Annotated in this window: 17 protein-coding genes, 1 tRNA gene and 1 other RNA gene; 11 read left to right on the forward strand and 8 right to left on the reverse strand. The window is 59.5% G+C overall.

Annotated elements, in window-relative coordinates; all coding sequences use genetic code 11:
- The 5 genes from C0398_05970 to rplU all read right to left on the reverse strand — a co-directional run.
- Positions 1-619, reverse strand: a 619-nt coding sequence (locus C0398_05970) for a hypothetical protein (protein ID MBA4365541.1), incomplete at its 3' end; no start/stop codon positions are given.
- Positions 616-1,203, reverse strand: a complete 588-nt coding sequence (gene nadD, locus C0398_05975) for a nicotinate (nicotinamide) nucleotide adenylyltransferase (GenBank protein MBA4365542.1) — start codon at positions 1,201-1,203, stop codon at positions 616-618. The genes nadD and C0398_05970, both read right to left, overlap by 4 nt.
- Positions 1,200-2,516 carry a GTPase ObgE gene (locus C0398_05980; protein MBA4365543.1) on the reverse strand — a complete coding sequence of 439 codons (1,317 nt, stop codon included), beginning with the start codon at positions 2,514-2,516 and terminating at the stop codon, positions 1,200-1,202. Before C0398_05980 ends, nadD begins: the two co-directional genes overlap by 4 nt.
- A 5-nt stretch (positions 2,517-2,521) precedes the next feature.
- Positions 2,522-2,803, reverse strand: a complete 282-nt coding sequence (locus tag C0398_05985; GenBank protein MBA4365544.1) for a 50S ribosomal protein L27 — start codon at positions 2,801-2,803, stop codon at positions 2,522-2,524.
- Positions 2,804-2,818: 15 nt separating this feature from the next.
- Positions 2,819-3,127 (reverse strand): 50S ribosomal protein L21, encoded by a 309-nt coding sequence (gene rplU / locus C0398_05990; GenBank protein MBA4365545.1) that lies wholly within the window; start codon positions 3,125-3,127, stop codon positions 2,819-2,821.
- Between the two features lie 63 nt (positions 3,128-3,190).
- Between rplU and C0398_05995 the strand changes: the two genes are divergently transcribed.
- The 11 genes from C0398_05995 to C0398_06045 are packed head-to-tail and all read left to right on the forward strand — an operon-like array spanning position 3,191 to position 18,617.
- Positions 3,191-3,874, forward strand: coding sequence for an aminoacyl-tRNA hydrolase (locus tag C0398_05995; protein MBA4365546.1), 684 nt, complete (start codon positions 3,191-3,193; stop codon positions 3,872-3,874).
- Positions 3,874-7,311 carry a transcription-repair coupling factor gene (gene mfd, locus C0398_06000; protein MBA4365547.1) on the forward strand — a complete coding sequence of 1,146 codons (3,438 nt, stop codon included), beginning with the start codon at positions 3,874-3,876 and terminating at the stop codon, positions 7,309-7,311. Before C0398_05995 ends, mfd begins: the two co-directional genes overlap by 1 nt.
- Positions 7,312-7,315: 4 nt before the next feature.
- Positions 7,316-8,461: a nucleoside triphosphate pyrophosphohydrolase gene (locus C0398_06005; GenBank protein ID MBA4365548.1), complete on the forward strand. Its 1,146-nt coding sequence runs from the start codon at positions 7,316-7,318 to the stop codon at positions 8,459-8,461.
- Positions 8,437-9,702 carry a hypothetical protein gene (locus C0398_06010; protein ID MBA4365549.1) on the forward strand — a complete coding sequence of 422 codons (1,266 nt, stop codon included), beginning with the start codon at positions 8,437-8,439 and terminating at the stop codon, positions 9,700-9,702. The genes C0398_06005 and C0398_06010 overlap by 25 nt, the downstream gene beginning before the upstream one ends.
- Positions 9,699-10,862 carry a phosphopentomutase gene (locus C0398_06015; protein ID MBA4365550.1) on the forward strand — a complete coding sequence of 388 codons (1,164 nt, stop codon included), beginning with the start codon at positions 9,699-9,701 and terminating at the stop codon, positions 10,860-10,862. The genes C0398_06010 and C0398_06015 overlap by 4 nt, the downstream gene beginning before the upstream one ends.
- 12 nt (positions 10,863-10,874) lie before the next feature.
- The gene (locus tag C0398_06020) at positions 10,875-13,355 is read left to right on the forward strand and encodes an ATP-dependent DNA helicase RecG (GenBank protein ID MBA4365551.1); all 2,481 of its coding nucleotides are present in this window, start codon (positions 10,875-10,877) and stop codon (positions 13,353-13,355) included.
- A 1-nt stretch (position 13,356) separates the two neighbouring features.
- Positions 13,357-13,965, forward strand: coding sequence for a 16S rRNA (guanine(966)-N(2))-methyltransferase RsmD (gene rsmD / locus C0398_06025; protein MBA4365552.1), 609 nt, complete (start codon positions 13,357-13,359; stop codon positions 13,963-13,965).
- On the forward strand, positions 13,949-16,036 hold the full coding sequence (locus C0398_06030; GenBank protein ID MBA4365553.1) for a hypothetical protein: 2,088 nt from the start codon (positions 13,949-13,951) through the stop codon (positions 16,034-16,036). Before rsmD ends, C0398_06030 begins: the two co-directional genes overlap by 17 nt.
- Positions 16,023-16,532, forward strand: a complete 510-nt coding sequence (ybeY, locus tag C0398_06035) for an rRNA maturation RNase YbeY (protein MBA4365554.1) — start codon at positions 16,023-16,025, stop codon at positions 16,530-16,532. Before C0398_06030 ends, ybeY begins: the two co-directional genes overlap by 14 nt.
- Positions 16,529-17,815, forward strand: coding sequence for a hypothetical protein (locus C0398_06040; GenBank protein ID MBA4365555.1), 1,287 nt, complete (start codon positions 16,529-16,531; stop codon positions 17,813-17,815). The genes ybeY and C0398_06040 overlap by 4 nt, the downstream gene beginning before the upstream one ends.
- Complete coding sequence (locus C0398_06045) at positions 17,802-18,617, forward strand: triose-phosphate isomerase (protein ID MBA4365556.1); 816 nt, start codon at positions 17,802-17,804, stop codon at positions 18,615-18,617. The genes C0398_06040 and C0398_06045 overlap by 14 nt, the downstream gene beginning before the upstream one ends.
- 98 nt (positions 18,618-18,715) lie before the next feature.
- Here C0398_06045 and rnpB read toward each other — a convergent pair.
- The 3 genes from rnpB to C0398_06060 all read right to left on the reverse strand — a co-directional run bounded on the left by rnpB (position 18,716) and on the right by C0398_06060 (position 19,861).
- Positions 18,716-19,035, reverse strand: an RNA gene (gene rnpB, locus C0398_06050) — RNase P RNA component class A.
- The gene (locus C0398_06055; protein ID MBA4365557.1) at positions 19,025-19,756 is read right to left on the reverse strand and encodes a hypothetical protein; all 732 of its coding nucleotides are present in this window, start codon (positions 19,754-19,756) and stop codon (positions 19,025-19,027) included. The genes rnpB and C0398_06055 overlap by 11 nt, the downstream gene beginning before the upstream one ends.
- A 30-nt stretch (positions 19,757-19,786) precedes the next feature.
- Positions 19,787-19,861, reverse strand: a tRNA-Met gene (locus C0398_06060).
- Positions 19,862-19,925: the final 64 nt, after the last annotated feature.

Below are 19,925 nucleotides of genomic sequence, written 5' to 3' on the forward strand. Positions count from 1 at the left end.
GCGTGAATTGACACGCCTCGTGGAGGCCCTCCGAGTCTTCTGCAGCCAGACGCGCGAACGCTGCCGCTGCGTCGACCGTATGACTGTCCACCGGGCGGGAATGCCGGCGCAGATATACCAGCGTCTGCGCAAGTGCGCGCAGCATAGCTGCTTCGAGACTGCTGAACAGCAGAGAACGTACTTCCTCGACGCCGGCGAAATGGCGGCCCGATTCGCAGTAATCGGCAAGGAACATGATCATCGCGAGTCGGTCCATGTGAGGCGCGCCGGTCGTGTGCACAGCGATTGCCCGAAGAATATCAGGGTCATCCACACCAAAGTCGCGTCGAGCGATCAGTGCCCCGACGGGGGCATGGAGGACAACTGGGGCGGCCGTGCCAGCCATCTCACGAGCCAGAGGGTCATCGGCGTCCTCCGCCAGCCCGAGCAGGGAAGAGTCGGGCTCATCCCTCGCGATGTCGTGCAGTAGAGAAGCGACGCTGGCCTTCTCCTCAGATACTCCCCAGAAACGGGCAAGTCTCATCGCCAGCGTCTCCACACGGAGCACGTGCTCCAGACGTTTCTTCGAAACACGCTTGGCGATGAGGTCGAGAAGGGTACCTCTCTCCTGTGGTGTCACTGACTTCTGTACAATCCGCGTTCTGCAATATACCCAGCGACGGACGGGGATACGAGGCCCTCGATCGAGAGACCCTGCTGCAACCGGTCACGAATCAGGGTTGACGACAGGCTGTCGAACGGGTTGATATCAAACAGAGCCTTGGCATGGACTTCCGGGCTGACTGGATGGTGCCTGCCGGCGCGTGGAACGAACCATAGTTCGACCTGGTCCAGGATGTCCTGGTACCGATGCCACTGCGGGAACGCAACAAGCTGGTCCTCCCCGAGCAGCAGTGCAGGCTTGCCTCCACCCAGCGACGGACGGAGACCTTCGAGCGTGTCCACGAAGTAGGATGGACGTGGTTCACGGCTCAATTCGATGTCGGAGATGATCACATCAGGCACGCCTGCGAAGGCTAGCCGCAGCATTGCCACACGATCAGCAGCAGATGCGGAGAGGTGCTTGTTGAAGTCCGGATTGGGAAGTCCCGTGGGGATGAGTACAAGGATGGAAGGAGCCATGAGGCGAAGGGCCTCATGGCCGACAAAAAGGTGACCAGCATGGACAGGGTCGAACGCCCCCCCATACAGAACGGTCTTCATCGCTTCTTGGTTGTCTCTTCTCCCAGAGTGAAGACGCGGCCGCCGATCATGACGCTCTGTCCGTCGTGAGCCCCCTTCTTGCGGAGAGCCTTCTCGACGCCGATCTTGCGCATCCTCTGGTCCAGGAGTGTGACCTGGAACGGCTTCTCGAAGTCGGTCGTGTGGACAATCCGGTCGAGATAGCGTCCCGATGCAGAGAGCATACCGTCGGGAAGCCGGGAGATTCCGAATGTCTCATCGGACGGCTTCAGCTTGTAGACCCGCGTCACCTGTTCACGGGGAGGCACAGGCGCTGACTGCACGAGGGCCAGTCCGCGTTCGATGACGGCGTCAATGCCAGTATTTTCAAGAGCGGAAATCATCAGAGGCGGGGTCCCTTGATGGATAAAGCGGGTACGAATCCCCGTTCGCTTCTGCGGGGAAATCACGTCGATCTTGTTGACGACGATGAATTGAGGCTTGCCTGCAAGCTGCTCACTGTATTGTTCCAGTTCGCGGTAGAGCAGGTGATACGCCTGAACCGGGTCGGGATCGGACGAACTGCCGTCAACCAAAAACAGCAGAACCCGGCTGCGTTCAATGTGGGCCAGGAACTTGTTGCCAAGCCCCCGACCGTCGGCGGCTCCTTCCACAAGCCCCGGGATATCCGCAAATGTGACGCGCTCACCGTCTGGTGAGAATGCTACGCCCAAGTTCGGGGACAACGTCGTGAAGGGATAGTCGGCAATCTTCGGGTGTGCTGCAGAAAGCTTGCTCAGCAGTGTGCTCTTGCCAGCGTTCGGAAAGCCGACTATGCCGACGTCGGCAAGGATCTTCAGGCGCAGCCTGATCCGGCGCTCCTGCGCAGGGATGCCCTCTTCGGAGTACCTCGGGGCACGGTCGACGGACGTGGCAAACGCCGCATTACCCCTGCCACCACCTCCACCACGGGCTACGGTGACAGTCTCACCCTCGTCGACCAGGTCAGCCAGGACTTCTTCTGAGACAATATCCGTCAGGACGGTGCCCAGCGGGACCAGGATGGTGACATCCAGTCCATCACTGCCGTGCTTGTTGCGCCCAGCGCCCGGCTCTCCAGCCTGGGCCCTGAACGTCCGCTTCTTTGCAAAGAACTGAAGGCTCGAGTAGCGGGTGGTGGCAACAAAGATAACGTCTCCGCCTCTGCCGCCATCACCGCCATCCGGCCCGCCCTTCTCAACATACTTCTCACGGCGGAAGCTCATTGCTCCGTTTCCGCCGTGTCCCGAGGTGACTCGGACGATGACCTCATCGACAATGCGGTCAGCTGAGTCTCTAATGGAAATGCTCCCTATCTATGCTAGTTCGCCTGTTCAGGAACAGGAAGCTCGGGAACAGGAAGCACGTGAACGCGCTTCACCGTCTTGAGCGACTCGAACTTCACTGTCCCGTCGATGACGGCGAACAAGGTATAGTCACGGCCCATCATGACGCCCTTGCCGGCTTTGAAGTGCTCGCCGCGCTGACGCACGATGATGTTGCCTGGCCGAACGACTTGACCATCATAGAGCTTGACGCCGAGGTACTGCGGGTTGCTGTCCCGCCCGTTACGTGACTTACCGCCTGCTTTCTTGTGAGCCATTGTCCACCACCCCTCTTACCCGATCTCCGTGATCTTCACGTAGGTCGATGTCTGTCTGTGCCCTATGAGCTTCTTGTGCGTCGTCTTGTTCTTGTAGGTGAAGACACGGACCTTGCGGTCGCGCGTCGTACGAACGATCGTACCGCTCACCTTCGCGTCCAGAACGTAGGGCTTGCCGATTTGAGTGCCGGCGTCAGTGGTGACGACGAGGACTTTGTCGAACACGATCGGCGTGCCGGGTTCGCTGGCGATTTTCTCCATCTTGACGGTCTCGCCGAGCTCGACCCGATACTGCCTTCCTGCTGCTTCAATAACAGCGTACATAGACTACCTCCACGAGGAATTGCTCGGTCGAGGCGGCCTTTCGGCACTTAGGGAACCCGACCAATGCGAAGAAAGTATACGGTGTTCGAGCCCCCTGTCAACCGTTCACAGCTTGAAATCGGGCCTCTCCCGAGTAGTATATCATGTGTGAAAACGATCATGATCGCAGGGCTGGGCAACCCGGGGCCCGAATACGATGAGACACGGCATAACGTAGGCTTCATGGCCCTCGACGCTATCGCACATTCGTTCAAGGTTCACAGGTTCAACCACAATCGACTGGCGCACTGGGCTGCCGTCGACCTGGTGCTCTGTGACGGATCGGAACCTGTCAGAGTAGTGCTGGTGAAGCCTCAGACCTCCATGAACAGTTCTGGCGTCGCTATCGCTCCAATGATGAAGGAACGCAACATCCTTCTCGAGAATCTCATCGTGATCCATGACGAGATGGACTTGCCGGTCGGCACCATCAGAGTGAGCTTCAACGCCACAGCCGCAGGTCACAATGGGGTCCGATCGATTGCCGACAACTGTGGTGGGAAGGGATTCGTCCGGGTCCGTGTCGGTATTGAAAAGCCACGCAGCAAGGACGGTGTCATCGATTTCGTACTGTCGAGATTCTCCAGGTCCGAGTGGCCACCCATCATCGATGTCATTGCGCAGTCGCCGGCTGTCGTCCGGACCATCGTCTGTGATGGACTGATGGCCGCGCAGGCCATGTTCAACCACAAGGTGGCCAAGGACTGATGCAGTCTGGTTCCTTCGACCTGCTGCTGCAGCAGGCACGGGCCAGCACTCCGGAACTGTTCGCCAGATTTGCGCAGCTGCTGGAACAACCCGGCTCCATCACGGTGTCCAGCCCGTCGAGCGGCTATCGGCAGCTGTTGCTGACTGTGTTGGTCACCGTTTGCCCTCGGCCCGTCGTGGTCATTTGTCCCAGCGTCGACCGTGCGGAGGAGCTGTCTTCGATGATCCGCGGCATGTCCGGTGCCACCTCCAGCGCGCGCCCCTTCGTGGTCCTGCCCGAGCTGGGCGTCGAGATCATGGAATACACGCAGTACTCGCGTCCCTTGTCGTTCGCCCGGGCCCGGGCCCTCGATCAAATCTATGCTCATGCAGAGACCGTCGTTTTCACGACGGCCCAGGGGCTCATCGACCCGTCCATCCCCGCTGGCGATTTCGCGGAGCTTGTTTCCACGCTGACTGTCGGGGACCGCATCATCCCGCACTCGCTGGCGCGCCGGCTCTTGCAGATGGGGTATGACGGGGTTTCGTCGGTCACCGAGATGGGCCAGTTCAGCATGCGGGGCAACGTGTTCGATCTGTACTCGCAGGTCGGAGAGTACCCAGCGCGCATTGTGCTCGAAGGCAATGTCATAAGCCGTATCAAGCTGTTCGACCCCGTGACACAGCAGTCAGTCGATCCTGTGTCATCCGTCGGACTCCAGCCGCCGTACCCCGTCCTGCTGGATCGGGAGGCCCGTCAGAGCTTCGCCGCCCTGGCTGCGGAACGCTGGAAGAAGGAGCGTGAGACCAGTGAAGGAAGTGAGGAACAGGATGCAACATTTCTCGAGGACCTGGAATCCTTCATTTCGACGACGAACAGCAGGGGGGTCAACTACTTTCTCTATCAGTATGCGGATCCGGAGCGCATGTGCGGGGGCCTTGCCCGCTTGCTCGGACCCCGGGCCATTGCACTGTTTGCCGACGTCGACCCCGAAGCCGAACTGACGCAGATCTTCGACTCTGCGCGGGAACTCTATGACCGGACCATTCAGACCGGCTTCGTGCCATCGTCCAGCGCGCTCGACCAGGTGGAGCAGACTGCGAGACGGGCTCTGGGCGGTTTCGCCCGGTCGATTATCCTTACCGCTAGCTCAGCCCAGGACGCCCTGACGCCGGCCTCCCGCGAGTTGCCTCCACTGACGCTGTCGGGTTCCCTCAGCGAGTACCTGGGACTTCACGCCCCAGGAGAGACCGCAATCGACGTCGTGTCATGGAATCCCGACAAGGCCCGGCATCTGGTGATGGATACGGTCGAGGACCCTGGTATCATGGCAAGGCTTGCCGTCATCAAGGGCTCCCTGTCGGCGGGGTTTGCCGCAGAGGGATTCATGGTTCTGACGGACAGGGAACTGTTCCCGAGGGCCACGATGAGTCCCAGGAAGACGACCCGATTCTCTCAGGCCATCTCGCGCCTCGAGGACCTGCACGAAGGCGACTACGTCGTCCATCGGGACTACGGCATCGGCGTGTTCAGGGGCATGAACGCCTTGACGGTCGATGGTGTCACCCGGGATTATATCTCGCTGGAGTACAAGGACCGTTCACTGCTCCACGTGCCTGTCGAACGCCTGGGGTACCTCGAGAAATATGTCGGGGACCGCACGGAGATTACCCTCGACGAGCCAGGATCGAGGAAGTGGAAACGGGTGCGCAAGGAGGCTGCAGAAGATGCGCGGCGCATCGCCCACGAACTGCTCGAGACGGCGGCCAAACGCCATACGCGCGAGGGCTATATGTTCAAGCCGAATCCGGAGTTGGAGGTACCAGTCGTCGACGCCTTCGCCTACGAGTTGACGCCCGATCAGTCCAAGGCTATTGCCGACGTCCTCAGCGACATGGAGGCGGGCAAGCCGATGGATCGCCTGGTGTGCGGGGATGTCGGCTTCGGGAAGACCGAGGTTGCCATACGGGCGGCGGCACGGGCGGTCGCAAACGGCAAACAGGTCGCCGTCGTCGCCCCGACGACCATCCTGGCGATGCAGCACTTCCGCAACTTGGAGGCACGCTTCGAGCCGATCGGGTACAAGGTTGCGCTGTTCTCGAGGATGGTAGGCTCCAGGGAACTGACGGTTGACCGCAAGCTCCTACACGAGGGCCGTGTCGACATCGCCGTCGGCACACACAAGGTCCTGAACATGGCAGGGGACTTCAAGGACATCGGCCTGATGATTGTCGACGAGGAACAGCTCTTCGGCGTCCTGGACAAGGAGAAGATCAAGAAGATGAAAGCTGAGGTCGACGTGCTGACTCTCAGCGCCACACCTATCCCGCGCACTCTGGAATCGTCGATCGTTGGTATCCGGGATATCTCCCTCATCAACACGCCCCCGGTGGGCCGGTATCCCATCAGGACGTTCCTGATGCCCTTCGACGAGGAGCAGCTGACGCGGGCTGTCCGCGCTGAAATGGCGCGTCACGGGCAGGTATACTTTGTCCACAACCGCATCATCGACATCGAGGGCCGGTTTACGCTGCTCTCCCGACTGTTTCCGGAGGCACGCATCGCGGTAGCGCATGGGCAGTTGAGGAGTGAGGTCCTGGAACAGATCATGCTGGACTTCTACGAAGGCAGGTACGATATCCTCCTGTCGACCACCATCATCGAAGCGGGACTCGATTTCCCCAACGTCAACACGATCATCATCGACGAGGGAGAACGCCTTGGACTTGCCCAGCTCTATCAGCTGCGTGGCAGGGTGGGCCGTGCAGGGCGTCATGCCTATGCCTATATCTTCCATTCCCACGGTGTCCTGCGCGAATCAGCGGCTTTCAAGCGTCTCGAGGCCATTGCCTCGGCCGTGGACTTCGGTGCCGGCCTGCAAGTCGCCCTCAAGGACCTGGAGCTGCGTGGCGCCGGTGACGTCCTGGGCGTGAAGCAGAGCGGCCGGTTCTCCGATGTCGGGTACCACATGTTCCTCTCGATGGTCGAGGAGGAAATCATGAGAGTACGGGGCCAGTACTCGGAGCCTGTGGCGAAGCCCGTGATCATTCTTGGGATGTCCGCCTTCATCCCTGAGTCCTATGTAGCCGACTCAGGAGAACGGCTGGCACTCTACAACGCTGTCGAACGGGCTGGCGGACAGGATCTGACAGCACTCGAAGAGCGGACCGTCGACCGCTATGGAGCTCTTCCTCCTGAGGTCCTGGGGATCTTTGCGCTGAAGCGCCTCGAACTGTCACTGATTCCCCTTGGCGTGTCGTCCGTCAAGGAGTCGGGCCAGGCGCTTGTTCTGGAATTTGCCACTCAGGAAGCAGCCACGCGGTTCCTTCGCGCCCATGTCGACCAGATCGCCCACGCCCGAACCGTGCGAGACTCGGTGGTCCTTCCCATGAAGGCCGACCAAAAGCCGCTCTCACTGCTTTCACGGTTGCTTTCGGGGCCGGAAACGGTACACTGAAGCAATGGAAGAATATGAGATACGCATCATTAGTGAGCCGGACCCAGGTCTGCAATTGGCGTTCGAAAGTGGACGGCACGTTGCCTGGGCGGTTCCGGCTGGAACGGATGCTCTGGTCTATGCATCAGCCTCCAGCATCCGGTTTCTGCCAACCTCAGCCCGAACACTGCTGGATCCGGCAGAGGCTATCGGTTTCCTGACGTGGATACGTTTTGCGGGTCGGCACTATGGCACGATCATCTGTCAGTGTCCTGTCGACATGGCATCCGTTGTTGTGGGGCTTCTCGGCCGGCTGCCTGGACTGTCTCATGATCCGACAATCGAGGCCAACGACCTGACTCGGGAGGCGATACGGCTGGCCGACGTTCTCTGGCCTCTCGTTGGCACCCAGTATACGGCTCTGGAGGAGTTCAGGCTGCTCATTGCCGAGTTGCGCCAGAAGTGTCCATGGGACCGCCAGCAAACGCATGTGTCGCTTCTGGATACGCTTCTGGAAGAATCCTACGAGGTCGCGCTTGCCATACAGAGGGGCAGCGCGGACGACCTCGAAGAGGAGCTCGGGGATCTGCTGCTACAGGTGTTCATCCAGTCGGAAATCGCCCGTGAGGAAGATGGCTTCGACATCTGTGACGTGGTTCAGACCGTTGACGACAAGCTGACATTCAGGCATCCGCACGTTTTTGGCAGCGTTTCGGTGGCATCGAGCGACCAGGTGCTGGAGAACTGGCAGAAGCTCAAGGCCCAGGAGGGTCGGAAGAAGCACTTTGTCGACAGCGCAAAACTACTGTCGTCCATCGAAAACGCGTTGCTGTCCCAGGAGACCGCCCGTTGCGAGGGGTTCGATTTCGAATCGGCGGACCAGGCCTATGGCAAGCTGCTCGAGGAGTCCCGCGAGTTGGGAGAGGAACTGAACGCAGCGTCCAGGGACGAACACGCGCTGGCCATGGAGCTGGGGGACGTCCTCTTCTCTGCACTCAACGTCGCGCGGCTTTCAGGTATCAACCCCGTCAAGGCTCTGCACCACTCGTTCGACAAGTTTCGCGACCGATACGATCGCGTCCGTGCGTACGCGACACAGCAGGAGGTCGATATTGCGACAGCATCTCCTGAGGAACTGGACCGCTTATGGCAACTGGCGAAGAACGCATAGACGACAGTCTCCCGACGACGGGGACGCACGGTGACCAACCCGAGCCTGTCACGTTGAGCCCGGAGGATCACGCCGTCAGTCAGCCCGATATTGCTGCTGGGCTCTCTCAACCTCTGCCGCCGGCACCCGATCGTCCCGAGATTACCAACGTCTGGAGTATCGTCTGGAAGCTTCTGGGAGCACTTGCATTCGGAGCACTCGGTTTCTTCGCTGTCTCACTCATTTCGCATCAGATGAATATCGTGAACGTGGTGAGGTCCCTCAATCCCGGCTATATCCTGGCGGCCCTCGTCCTCATCTTCCTTGAGATCGTCTTCCAGGCGCTTCGACTGCAGGCAATCGTCCGCTCGGTCGGCCTGCGGATCACGTTCCGCACCGCCATGCGCAACATCCTCGTGGGCGAGTTCTTTGCCAGGTTGACACCGTTCGCGGCGGGCGGAGGTGAACCGGCCCAGATATTCATGCTGTTCAAAGACGACTCAATCAACGTGGCAGATTCGACGATGGTGTTCGCCATCAAGGCGATCCTCGCGGGTGCTTCCCAGATGGTCGTTCTCGTTTTTGTGCCTGTCTGGCTGTTCTTCTCCGGCCAGAGCCTGGATGTCGGCAATCGCTTCCGTCTCGTCCTGTACATCGGCATAGCAGCCTACGTGGCCAACTTCGCTCTGCTCGTGTTTTGCCTGATTCGGCTGCAGTGGATCAATGACTACATCGACAGGCTGGTTCAGCATCCGACGCAGACGCTCAATGGGCGAGGAAGGTTTTGGCAGCGACCAGCGCGCCGTGTAGAGAAATTCGTCAAGGATGCCCTGTGCGCGCGCGAGACAGCCGCCAAGGCCAATCGACCAATGCTTGCCGCAGGCCTGGCCTATAGTTTCGTCTCCTGGGGTCTCATCGTCCTGACGCCGATCATCCTGCTGTATGGTCTTGGCGTTGCGTCGTCGATCACCCAGATTGTTGTGGCAACCCTCATCTACTACCTTGCCGTCTCCTATTTTCCAACGCCTGGCGCCTCCGTCGGAGCCGAGCTCGGCGCGGTGGCCCTGTTTGCCGCGTTTGTTCCACATGGCATCCTGGGGGCTTTCATTCTGATCTGGCGTTTTTTCGATCACTATGTCAAGATGGGCGCCGGCGGCATCACCGCCATCGGCGAATTCATGCTGAGGCCGGCCCGTCGTCGCAGGCAGCGTCGACAGGCGGACAAGGGCACCAGCGCACAGGAGGGGACGAACAAGCCATGAAGAAGAGAGCAATCGTCATTGTTCTGGACAGCGTCGGCATCGGCGAAGCCAAGGATGCGTTCATCTATGGGGATGGTGGTTCGGACACACTTCGCCACATCTACAAGAGCGTGCCGGGTTTTCACCTCCCCCATCTCGAAGAACTTGGCCTGAAGTATCTGCTCGACCTGCGCTTCGACAGCCCCGTGGGTTCCTTCGGGATCATGGAGGAGAAAGCCAGGGGGAAGGATTCTGTGAGCGGTCATTGGGAGATGATGGGACTGACACTGACAAAGCCGTTCCCCACGTATCCCAACGGGTTTCCGCCTGAGGTCATTGAAGCCTTCGAAAAGCGCTTCAGTACGAAGGCTCTGGGCAACCGCCCTGAGTCCGGGACGACAATCATCGCGGAACTGGGCGAAGAGCATATGCGTACCGGCTATCCGATCGTCTATACGTCCGCCGACTCCGTGTTCCAGATTGCAGCCCACAACGAGGTCATCCCCCTGGACAAGCTGTATGAGATGTGCGAGATCAGCCGGCGCGAGATTCTTCAGGGTGAGCACCTGGTCGGTCGCGTTATCGCGCGTCCGTTCATCGGAACGCCCGGGAATTTCGTGCGAACATCTGACCGCCACGACTATGCCGCTCAGCCGCTTGGCCCTACCACCCTCACTCAGGTGAGCAAGGCCGGTATGGACGTCATCGGCGTCGGTAAGACCTACGACCTGTTTGCGGGTGAGGGGTTCACGCAGCATTTCCACGCCGAGAACAATGAAGAAGGTATCCAGAAGACGATTGAGCTGATCAAGGCCAACAACTGGGAAGGACTGCTGTTCACCAACCTCGTCGACTTTGACATGCTCTTCGGCCACCGCCGCAACGCGGCCGGCTATGCCACCGCCCTGGAACGCTTCGATGAGGCGGTCCCCGAGTTGCTGAGGTCGATGAAGCATGACGATATCCTGTTCATCTCTGCCGACCATGGCTGCGATCCAACATTCACCGCACATACGGACCATACACGTGAGTACGTGCCTGTTCTCGCATACTCTCCCTCGCGCCGTGGCGGAACATACCTGGGAGTCCGCGAATCCTTTGCGGACCTTGGTGCCACCGTGGCGGAGTACCTCGGAGTGGCGCCTGTCGCGGGTTCGAGCTTCCTTGCGGATATTTCCTAAGCTGTTGCAGGAATCCCGAGGATCAGCGGCCCAGTGAGCAGCGGAGGCAGTCCGGCCGAATCAGATACGTGGAAAGAGCTCCTGCGGGGTCTGGTGCGCTTGGAACTCAAGCGTGGCTGTCAGGACGATGCCGCCGTAGGCGGGTTTGCGCGGCTGGCCCTGGCGACCGTGGAAGGCTCTTGCACGCGAGCACAGCGTGTAGCGGAGCATGGCGTATCGAACGAGCTGCGGTCCTTGCTGGTCGATTATCAGTTCTTGCCGAAGCGCGAGCGAGCAGACAGGTGTAGCGCACTTCTTGCCCTTCTGGACAGCTCGACGCCTTCGACTGCGGGGTCGCCACTGCAGGGAAGCGCGCCTGCGATGTGTGCAACGCCTTCGCCGAAGCCTGTGTTCGACAGCATGAATGCCTTGCTGGAGGTGCTCGAGGAACCGGTGTCCACACTGTGGGGAGTCGGACCCCGTGTTCAAGAGGTCATGGGGAAACTCGGGGTGGCCAGCATTGCAGACCTCCTCCAGCATGCGCCCAAGGGCTACCTCGACCTGCGCTATCCTACGGAGCTGTCGCGCGAGTCGCTTGGACAGATGGTCCTCATCAAAGCGCGGCTGCAGTCGGTGACAGAGATCCGACGAAAGGTCCTGCTGGTCAAGGCGACAGCCAGGGACCCCGGTGGACGCGTGCTCCATCTCGTCTGGTTCAACAACCGGTTTGTGAGGAGCAGACTTCAGGCTGGACATGACTACGATTTCTACGGGAGACTGGAGAACTCGTTCGAAGGGGCTCAGCTGATGCAGCCGGCGTTCGAGGAGTCGGGAACGCCGGCTGCCCAACTGCACATGAACCGGATCGTACCGCTCTATCACCTTACGTCGGGCGTTACCCAGAAGGGATTGCGGTCTCATATGTGGCGTGCTGCAGGCCGGATACCCTCTGTGGCCGCCGAGTATCTGCCACGGGACGTGGCTTCGCGTTTCCAGCTGCCTGACCTTGCCTGGAGCTACCGCTCCCTGCACTTTCCAACCGATGAATACGAGGCGGAAAAGGCGCGCGGGCGGTTTGCATTCGATAGTCTGTTTCTCTTTGAACTGAGAGTCCTGATGCGCAGGCATGTCGAACAAGATGTTCTGGGAACCCCGTTCGACCTGCCCGCGGGGACGGTCGAACGCTATGTCAGGATCCTGCCGTTTGTTCCCACTGCGTCTCAGACAGCGGCCATGCGAGACATTGAGGGAGACGTACGCAGGCCGAGGCAGATGCACCGCCTGCTCCACGGGGACGTTGGTTCAGGCAAGACGGCGGTGGCCGGGTACGCGGCGTATGCCGCCAAGGTGGCCGGATACCAGAGCGCCGTCCTTAGTCCCACTGAGATTCTCGCGGAGCAAACGGGACGCGTCCTCGAGGAGCTGCTTGCTCCTGTCGGGGTTCGAGTCGCCACGCTGACCGGAGGGATGACCAAGTCCCAGCGCAGGGGCATCCTGAGCGCTGTCGCAACCGGTGAAGTCGATTGTCTCGTCGGCACGCATGCCATTCTCGAGGAGGGTGTGGCATTCGAGCGTCTTGGCCTGAGCGTGGTCGACGAGCAGCATCGCTTTGGAGTTGCTCAGCGCGTAGCTCTGGGAACGAAGGGCAAACAGCCACACTCGCTCGTCATGAGCGCGACCCCGATCCCGAGAACGCTGGCTCTCACCATATACGGCGATCTCGACATCTCCGAACTGCTGGAAAAGCCTCCGGGGCGATTCCCGATCCAGACGCATCTCCTGACGGCCACCAAACGCGATAGCGCCTATGCCATGGTGCGCAAGGAGATTGCTCAGGGCCGGCAGGCATTTGTCGTGGTCCCCGCCATCGACCCGGCTTCGGACGAGGGCGAAGGCACTGCGTCAGTCGAGGAGACAATGAAGGAGCTGACCGAAGGCAGCCTGAAGGGCCTGCGCATTGCTTCGTTGCACGGACGCATGAAGAGCAGTGAGAAGGAGGCTACCATGGATGCCTTCCGGTTGGGGAGTCTGGATGCCCTGATTGCGACGACGGTCGTCGAGGTCGGTGTCGACGTGCCGAACGCAAGTGTCATGGTCATCGAGGATGCGGAGAGATTCGGGCTCGCTACGCTCCATCAGCTCCGCGGGAGAGTCGGCCGAGGGTCCTCGGTCTCGCATTGCATGCTCATCCAGGGCAACGTGACTCCCGACGGTACCGAACGCCTCCAGGTCCTGGTCAATTCTGACGATGGGTTCCAGATCGCAGAGGAAGACCTCAAACTGCGAGGACCCGGCGACATCCTTGGAACGGTCCAGCATGGCTATGACGTTCCGCTGTTCGGATCGACAGCCCTGCTGAGCTACCGCGATCTTTCGACTCTTCCGGAGATCCGAAAGGCTGCTTCGGAGCTCCTGGAACACGACCCAGCACTTGGTACTCCGGAACACATGGATCTGGCCCGTATGCTGTCTCTCCGGTACCCTGCTTCAAAGCCAGGCATGGAGGACAACTGATATGATCATCGGATCAGGTACACTGAAGGGACGTTCACTGAAGACAATCGGGAAGGAACCATGGCTGCGGCCTACGTCCGACAAGGCACGAGAGGCCGTCATGGACATGCTGCGACCGGTTCTTGCGGGAGCGCGGTTCATCGACGTCTGCAGCGGCACCGGTGCAGTTGGCATCGAAGCGCTCAGCAATGGAGCGGCACATACGACCTTCGTCGATGCGGACAATCGCTCAGTGCGTCTCATCCATGACAACCTGCGGATGCTTGCGCTTCAGGAGCAGTCTTCTGTCGTCAAGGGCGATGCTGATGGATATGTGAGCGGATTGCAGGGAACGGAGTTCGACGTCCTCTTTGCAGACCCGCCCTTTGACTCCGGATTGCAGGAAGGGCTCCTGGTCACCCTGTCCGAGCATTTGCGCGACGCGGCAGACGGCTGTATCATAATCATGGAACATGCATCAAGGCAACCCGTGCATGAACGGTATGAAGGGCTGGCGATAGATCTGGTGAGTTACAAGGAAAGGCGCTACGGAGACGTTAGCACGACATTCTTCCGTGCAACAAGGCACAGAAACGAGGCGGACAGTACCACCCATGACCAGACACAGTAGAATAGCGCGTTTCCTCCGAAGTACTCGACATAGCCTCGTTGTCCGACTCACACGATTCAGATACACTGGTACCCTGGTGTTCATTCTGGCAGCACTCCTCTCCGCCGTGCTGTGCGCTCTTCCATTCATGCCCGTGCGCAGAAGTGTGCCTGTAGGCACCGCCCTCGACGCAGACATGGTTTCCAGGCGAGGCATCGTCTATGTCGATGGTGCCAGAACTGAGGACCTTCGCAAGCGCGCAAGAGACGAAGTCGCTCCTATCTACAAGTTCGACAGCTCGCGGCTGCCTGCAGCCATCGCTGCCTTCGAAGAAATCATGACCAAGGTCATCAGCATACGCGCGCAGGATCTCACGATGGACCAGGACTCTCAGCGGATCGCGGCACTGCTCATGACCTCGGCAGGTGCAACGACCAAGTACCTGGCGACCTGTTCGGAGTCGGAGGTTCAATCGTCGAAGACGGCGGCGCGTCAGGCATTGACGACCGTCATGAGTCGCGGCGTCCTCGAGGGAAGCCTCGCAGCTGCCCGCGAAAGCATCAACACGGAACTCAAGACCTACGGTGTCTCCGATAACCAGGTGCGCTCAGCGTATCTCCTGGCCGCCCGTTTCGTGTCTTCGAACCTCATTTTCGATGAGCAGGCAACGTTGCTTGCGCGCGAGAAGGCTGCGTCCTCCGTATCGCCGGTTGTCTCGACCATCCTCGCCGGCACCCCCGTCGTGAAGAAGGGGAGCATACTGGATCAGAGCACCGTCGACGTGCTCTTGAGTACGGGCCTGGTCTGGGGACCTCGCGCGCTTCGAAACGTTGTGTCTCAGATACTGGTCGCGTGGGTCGCGTGGATAGCGGTCGCGCTGGCAATCATACTACTGGGTTCGGCGAAAGGCCGGACCGAACATCTGTTGATGGAGACAGGGGTCATCGGCGGCTCCTGCATCGCGATCGGCTGGCTCGCCGGTGGCGTGGCGGCAACGATGACCCCCTTCTTCCTCTGCATGCTGCTCGGGTTCGTTTTCTTCGAGGGTACCCTTGCCACGGTCTTCGGCCTTGCCCTGATGGTCATGACGTGGATCATGGTTCCGATGCCCGCGGAAGTGATCTCGGGGCTTGTCGTGGGGGCTATTTCGCTATTCATCGTCATGCGGAAGGCGAACAAAATGAGCGCCCTTCTCATCGCCGGGCCGATTGCGGGGGTATCAGCAGCTCTTGTCTACGGCGCTCTTGCCGGGCTCAGCGAACAGCGGCTATCCGTGATTGCTGCCAACGCCGGGTACCTGCTCGCAGGGGGGGTCATTGCAGCTGTGTTTGCATTGGGACTGACCCTGGTTTTCGAGCGGCTCTTCAACGTCGCCACGGTCATGAGGTTGCGCGAGCTTCTGGATACGGGAAGCAAGCTTCTGGCGCAACTGTTCGAAAGCGCCCCGGGGACGTACCATCATAGTCTCAACGTGGCCAATCTCGCGGCAGGAGCCGCTCAGCGTATCGGTGCAAACTGGCTGATGGCTCGCGTTGGCGGTTACTACCACGACATCGGCAAGTTGCTGCATCCACAATTCTTCGGCGAAAACCGCGGAGAACTGCCGAACATCCACGAGGATATCTCTCCTGAACTGAGTACGAAGGTGATCCTCGAGCACGTCCAGGCAGGCGTTACGCTTGGAGGGAGCAATCACCTGCCGCCCGAGGTGGTCGATATCATCGCCGAGCACCATGGCACGACTGTCGTCCAGTTCTTCTACGACAAGGCGTCCGCCGAGCAGACAAACCTCTCGCCTGACACATTTCGGTACCAGGGGCCCAAGCCACACACGAGGGAGTCCTCTCTTGTCTTCCTTGCCGACGGCGTCGAAGCGGCGGCGCGGTCGCTTGCCAGGGTGGACAAACCAGCTCTGGAAGGGCTCATCGATGCGATTGTCAACGCTCGCATTGCCGACGGTCAACTTGCCGAGTCGCAGCTCACACTGGGTGAGATCGCTGCCGTCAAGGACTACTTCCTCACATCCCTCATCTCGTTCTACCACGTTCGCGATGCCTATGTGACGTCTGAGGAGGCAAATGAAAGAATCTGACCTGTCTGTACACTGTCGCGTAGAACTGTCGGATCCCGGATGGATGGTCGACAGCAAGGCTCTGGTGGCGCTTGTCGTCAGCATAGCTTGTGTGATACAGCCGGAAATCACCGCAATTCCGGGTGTTCGACACGCCGTCGCCGTCTCCTGCTATTTCGTCCCTGGGTCTCAAATGCGGGAGTTGAACCGTGATCACAGAGGCAGCGACACGATCACCGACATGCTATCGTTTCCGCTGGGTTATGCCGCGCCCGGCACGGGATGGGTGCTAGGGGACATTGTCATCTGTATGGATGCTGTGGAGAGCAAAGCGATCTCGAGTGGAAACGGGCTTGAAGACCAGCTCGCGTTCTCCCTCATTCACTCTGTGCTCCACCTGGTCGGCTTCGACCATATCCTGGAGCATGACTGCACACTGATGGAGCACCGCGAGGAAGAGGTGTTCGCAACAATAGCACAGGGGCACTGCCCTGACATGGCGAGAAGGTCTGTATGACCGGGCAGATTGTTGGATTGCTGGTCCTCCTGGCTCTCTCGTTCCTCTTCTCCATGGTGGAATACGGCTACGTGACCATCACACCGATGGCTCTGGAAAAGACCGGAGCGTCTTCCGCTCTTGCTGATCGGCTGAGGGCCAGAATGGCGGCTAGCCATTCGATGCTCATCGCCGTGGTGGTCCTGGGTAACAACATGGCCAATCTTGGGGCGTCCTTCATCTTCGCTCGGGTCGTTCTCACCCTGTTCACGCGCGTAAACCTGGACCTGCTTGCGGTGGCCTCCACACTCGCCTTGACGGTCGTTGTCGTTATCTTCGCCGAGAGTATCCCGAAGTCGATCGGCAAGGCGTTTCCTGAACAGGTCACACGCGGTACAGCCATTCTGCTCTATCCTCTCTACCTGCTGCTCTACCCGGGCGCACGTGCACTTGCGGCAGTCTCTGGGGTCTTTACCGGACCACTGCTCCGGCGTGCCAAGCACACCGGCTACCTCAACGATTCCGAGGACTTCCGCTACCTGCTCAAGATGGGGCAGGAGGACGGCGTGATCGACAAGGAGGAAGAGCGCCTCATCTACAATATCTTCGACTATACCAACACGCTGGCGTATGAGATCATGACGCCGTTTGTCGACGTGACAACAGTCGAGAAGGACACCCCGATCAGTGAAGTGGTCAGGGCCATCAACGAGACTGGTCACTCCCGTCTGCCGGTCATGGACGATGACAACGTCGTGGGAGTCGTTTATGCCAAGGATGCGCTGAGAGCCATGGCGGGCGGTGCCGGGCCCACCGTCAAGGCAAGCGGCATCCTCCGGCAGCCATTCTTTGCTCCTGATACCAAGAAGATCAGCAGCCTGCTCCAGGAGATGCAGCGGCAGCGCATCCAGACAGCTGTTCTCTTCGACGAGTACGGTGCCGTTTCAGGGCTCATTACCGTGGAGGATATCCTGGAGGAGGTGTTCGGCGAGATCCAGGACGAGTATGACAAGGAGGCCGCCGAAATCGAGAACGCGGGAGCCGATGCATTTCTTATCAAGGGTTCGGTGTCGACCGACAAGGTTTCGGAACTCTTTCGCGCAGAGCTGTCTGGTGAAGACTATGATACCGTCGCAGGGCTCATGCTGTCCCAAATTGGACGCCTTCCTCGTGTTGGAGACAAGGTCGAGCACGCCGGCGTTGTTTTCACAGTCGAGAACGTTGTCGGGAAGAGAATCTCCAGAGTGCGTGCAGAGCGATTGCCCACGGCTCCGCCACGCTCGACCGAGGATGAAGAATCATAGTGGGCGTGGGACTCATGTGTCGCGTCAAGAGGAGAACAACATGAAAATCGTCGCAGGAAACTGGAAGATGTTCAAAACCATTGAGGAGGCCGGGACGTACTTTGCCGAGCTGACTGCCGCCACTCCCCCGCAGGGGGACAAGGTGCGGGTCCTCGTTTTCCCCAACTACATCGCATTGGGTGCCCTGGCAGAAACCGGCGCGGTCCCAGCCTGGGTGCAACTCGGCGCTCAAGATGTCGCGGCCGACGCAGAAGGCGCGTTCACCGGAGAAGTGTCGCCAGCCATGATCCGCTCAACAGGGGCAACCCACGTGCTCATAGGGCATTCGGAGCGCAGACACATCATCGGCGAGTCAGCCGTTCTGCTTCATCGCAAGCTGGTCAACTCCCTGGAGGCGTCCCTGATTCCCGTGCTGTGCATTGGAGAGACACTCGAGGAGCGCAATGCGGGCAAGATCGAGGAGGTCGTGTTCGGGCAGCTGGATACCGCCCTCAGTGACGTTCGGCTCTCAAATGGCGCCCAGCTCATTGTCGCCTATGAGCCGGTATGGGCCATTGGAACAGGGGTGAATGCCACGAATGAGCAAATTGAAGAAGCACACCGCCTCATCCGGGAGCACCTCAAGCAGCTTCTCGGAACGGCCATTGGTGGCTCTGTCGCAATTCTCTATGGCGGCAGCGTCAAACCGGCCAACTTCGCCTCCATCGCAGGGCTCCCTTCGGTGGATGGTGGATTGATCGGAGGAGCCAGCCTCAAGCCGGCCGCCTTCGCCGAGCTGATCGCGATCGCAGAGCAGGTGTAGCCTTCAGCCACACGCTGTCCGGCAAGCGGCTGCTGAGATGTCGTCGGCAGGAACGCCTGGAAATAGAGAGACCCCTTCCGTGAGGTCGGGGTCTCTTCATATACCGCGAATGATAAGCCAGGTTCTGTCGTGGTCAGTCATTTATCTAAGCGACATACCCGAAGGCAGGGAGAAGCAGCCCTGTGTGCCTTCCTATTTTGTCTTGCTCCAGTTGGGGTTTGCAATGCGCAGCCCATCGCTGGTCTGCCGGTGGTCTCTTACACCACCATTTCACCCTTACCCCTTGCGGGGCGGTATATTTTCTGTTGCACTTTCCTTGGGGTTACCCCCACTCGGGTTTCCCGAGCAACTCGCTTCTTGGAGCCCGGACTTTCCTCAAGCAGGAAGATCTCCTGCCTGCGACTGACTCATTCGCGGTCTTTGGTGCCGGCGTACAGGATCTTGCCGCAGATCTCGCAACGGATAAGATCTTCAGCATCACCGCTACCGCCCTCTGCATTACGAAGATTGAACAGTGTCTTCTGGGACAGCCTCACGTGACAGTAGTCACAGGTCGAACTCGCCACTCTCGCAACAGGAGCTCCGCTGAATTTCTCCGAGAGACTCTCGAAAATCAGCTTGGCTTTGAGCGGCAGCTTCGACTTGCGATCGTCCATCTCCTTGCGCAAGGTTGGAAGAGACTTCTTCACGGCAGCTCTCGAGGTCTTGTCCAACTGTGGAATGGTTACGAGCTCCTTGCGAAGCTTTTCTGCCAGCAATTCCGACGCTCTGGTCTGATCCTCGACGTCCTGCCGGTCGTGGAAGTTCTTCCCCTGCGCATCCTCGACCTTCTCCTTCTCGAGGGTGAGCTTCTTCATCTTTTCCTCGAGTTTCTGGACCTTGTCCTCGGACATTTCTTCCTTCCCGAGCTTGGCGCCGGCTTCGTGAACCTTCGCCGAAAGGTCGTCCAGCTTCTCACCAATCCTGACCTCGTCGGCCCTGAACGTTTCCAGCTGCTCGCGTAGTGCGGCCAGCTGCTCCTCGGTCTCGTCGATCTTGTGACTCAACAATGAAGACAGGTCCGACTCCTCCAGAAGACGTTCCTTCCGCTGGTAGTCCAACTGGAGTTCTTGAAGCTCCCAAAGTTTGTCTATTAGCATGAATTCACCTCATCGACGATTATGACACCATGGTGGGCCCACCTGGATTCGAACCAAGAACCAAGTGGTTATGAGCCACCTGCTCTACCGTTGAGCTATGGGCCCCTGCGCTGTGCGCACGTCAGGAAAGGGCCTGCGCCGTGCCTATTATAGGCGGGGACGGCCGTGC

The organism is Coprothermobacter sp. (genome assembly GCA_013824685.1).
Taxonomy (GTDB): Bacteria; Caldisericota; Caldisericia; order Cryosericales; family Cryosericaceae; genus Cryosericum.

What these genes read in the sequence shown, in the direction of transcription:
- nadD (MBA4365542.1), bottom strand. Translation starts at nt 1,203, where the DNA reads ATGAAGACCGTTCTGTATGGGGGGGCGTTCGACCCTGTCCATGCTGGT.
- C0398_05985 (MBA4365544.1), bottom strand. Translation starts at nt 2,803, where the DNA reads ATGGCTCACAAGAAAGCAGGCGGTAAGTCACGTAACGGGCGGGACAGC.
- rplU (MBA4365545.1), bottom strand. Translation starts at nt 3,127, where the DNA reads ATGTACGCTGTTATTGAAGCAGCAGGAAGGCAGTATCGGGTCGAGCTC.
- C0398_05995 (MBA4365546.1), top strand. Translation starts at nt 3,191, where the DNA reads ATGCGAAGAAAGTATACGGTGTTCGAGCCCCCTGTCAACCGTTCACAG.
- mfd (MBA4365547.1), top strand. Translation starts at nt 3,874, where the DNA reads ATGCAGTCTGGTTCCTTCGACCTGCTGCTGCAGCAGGCACGGGCCAGC.
- C0398_06005 (MBA4365548.1), top strand. Translation starts at nt 7,316, where the DNA reads ATGGAAGAATATGAGATACGCATCATTAGTGAGCCGGACCCAGGTCTG.
- C0398_06010 (MBA4365549.1), top strand. Translation starts at nt 8,437, where the DNA reads ATGGCAACTGGCGAAGAACGCATAGACGACAGTCTCCCGACGACGGGG.
- C0398_06015 (MBA4365550.1), top strand. Translation starts at nt 9,699, where the DNA reads ATGAAGAAGAGAGCAATCGTCATTGTTCTGGACAGCGTCGGCATCGGC.
- rsmD (MBA4365552.1), top strand. Translation starts at nt 13,357, where the DNA reads ATGATCATCGGATCAGGTACACTGAAGGGACGTTCACTGAAGACAATC.
- C0398_06030 (MBA4365553.1), top strand. Translation starts at nt 13,949, where the DNA reads ATGACCAGACACAGTAGAATAGCGCGTTTCCTCCGAAGTACTCGACAT.
- ybeY (MBA4365554.1), top strand. Translation starts at nt 16,023, where the DNA reads ATGAAAGAATCTGACCTGTCTGTACACTGTCGCGTAGAACTGTCGGAT.
- C0398_06040 (MBA4365555.1), top strand. Translation starts at nt 16,529, where the DNA reads ATGACCGGGCAGATTGTTGGATTGCTGGTCCTCCTGGCTCTCTCGTTC.
- C0398_06045 (MBA4365556.1), top strand. Translation starts at nt 17,802, where the DNA reads ATGAAGAATCATAGTGGGCGTGGGACTCATGTGTCGCGTCAAGAGGAG.
- C0398_06055 (MBA4365557.1), bottom strand. Translation starts at nt 19,756, where the DNA reads ATGCTAATAGACAAACTTTGGGAGCTTCAAGAACTCCAGTTGGACTAC.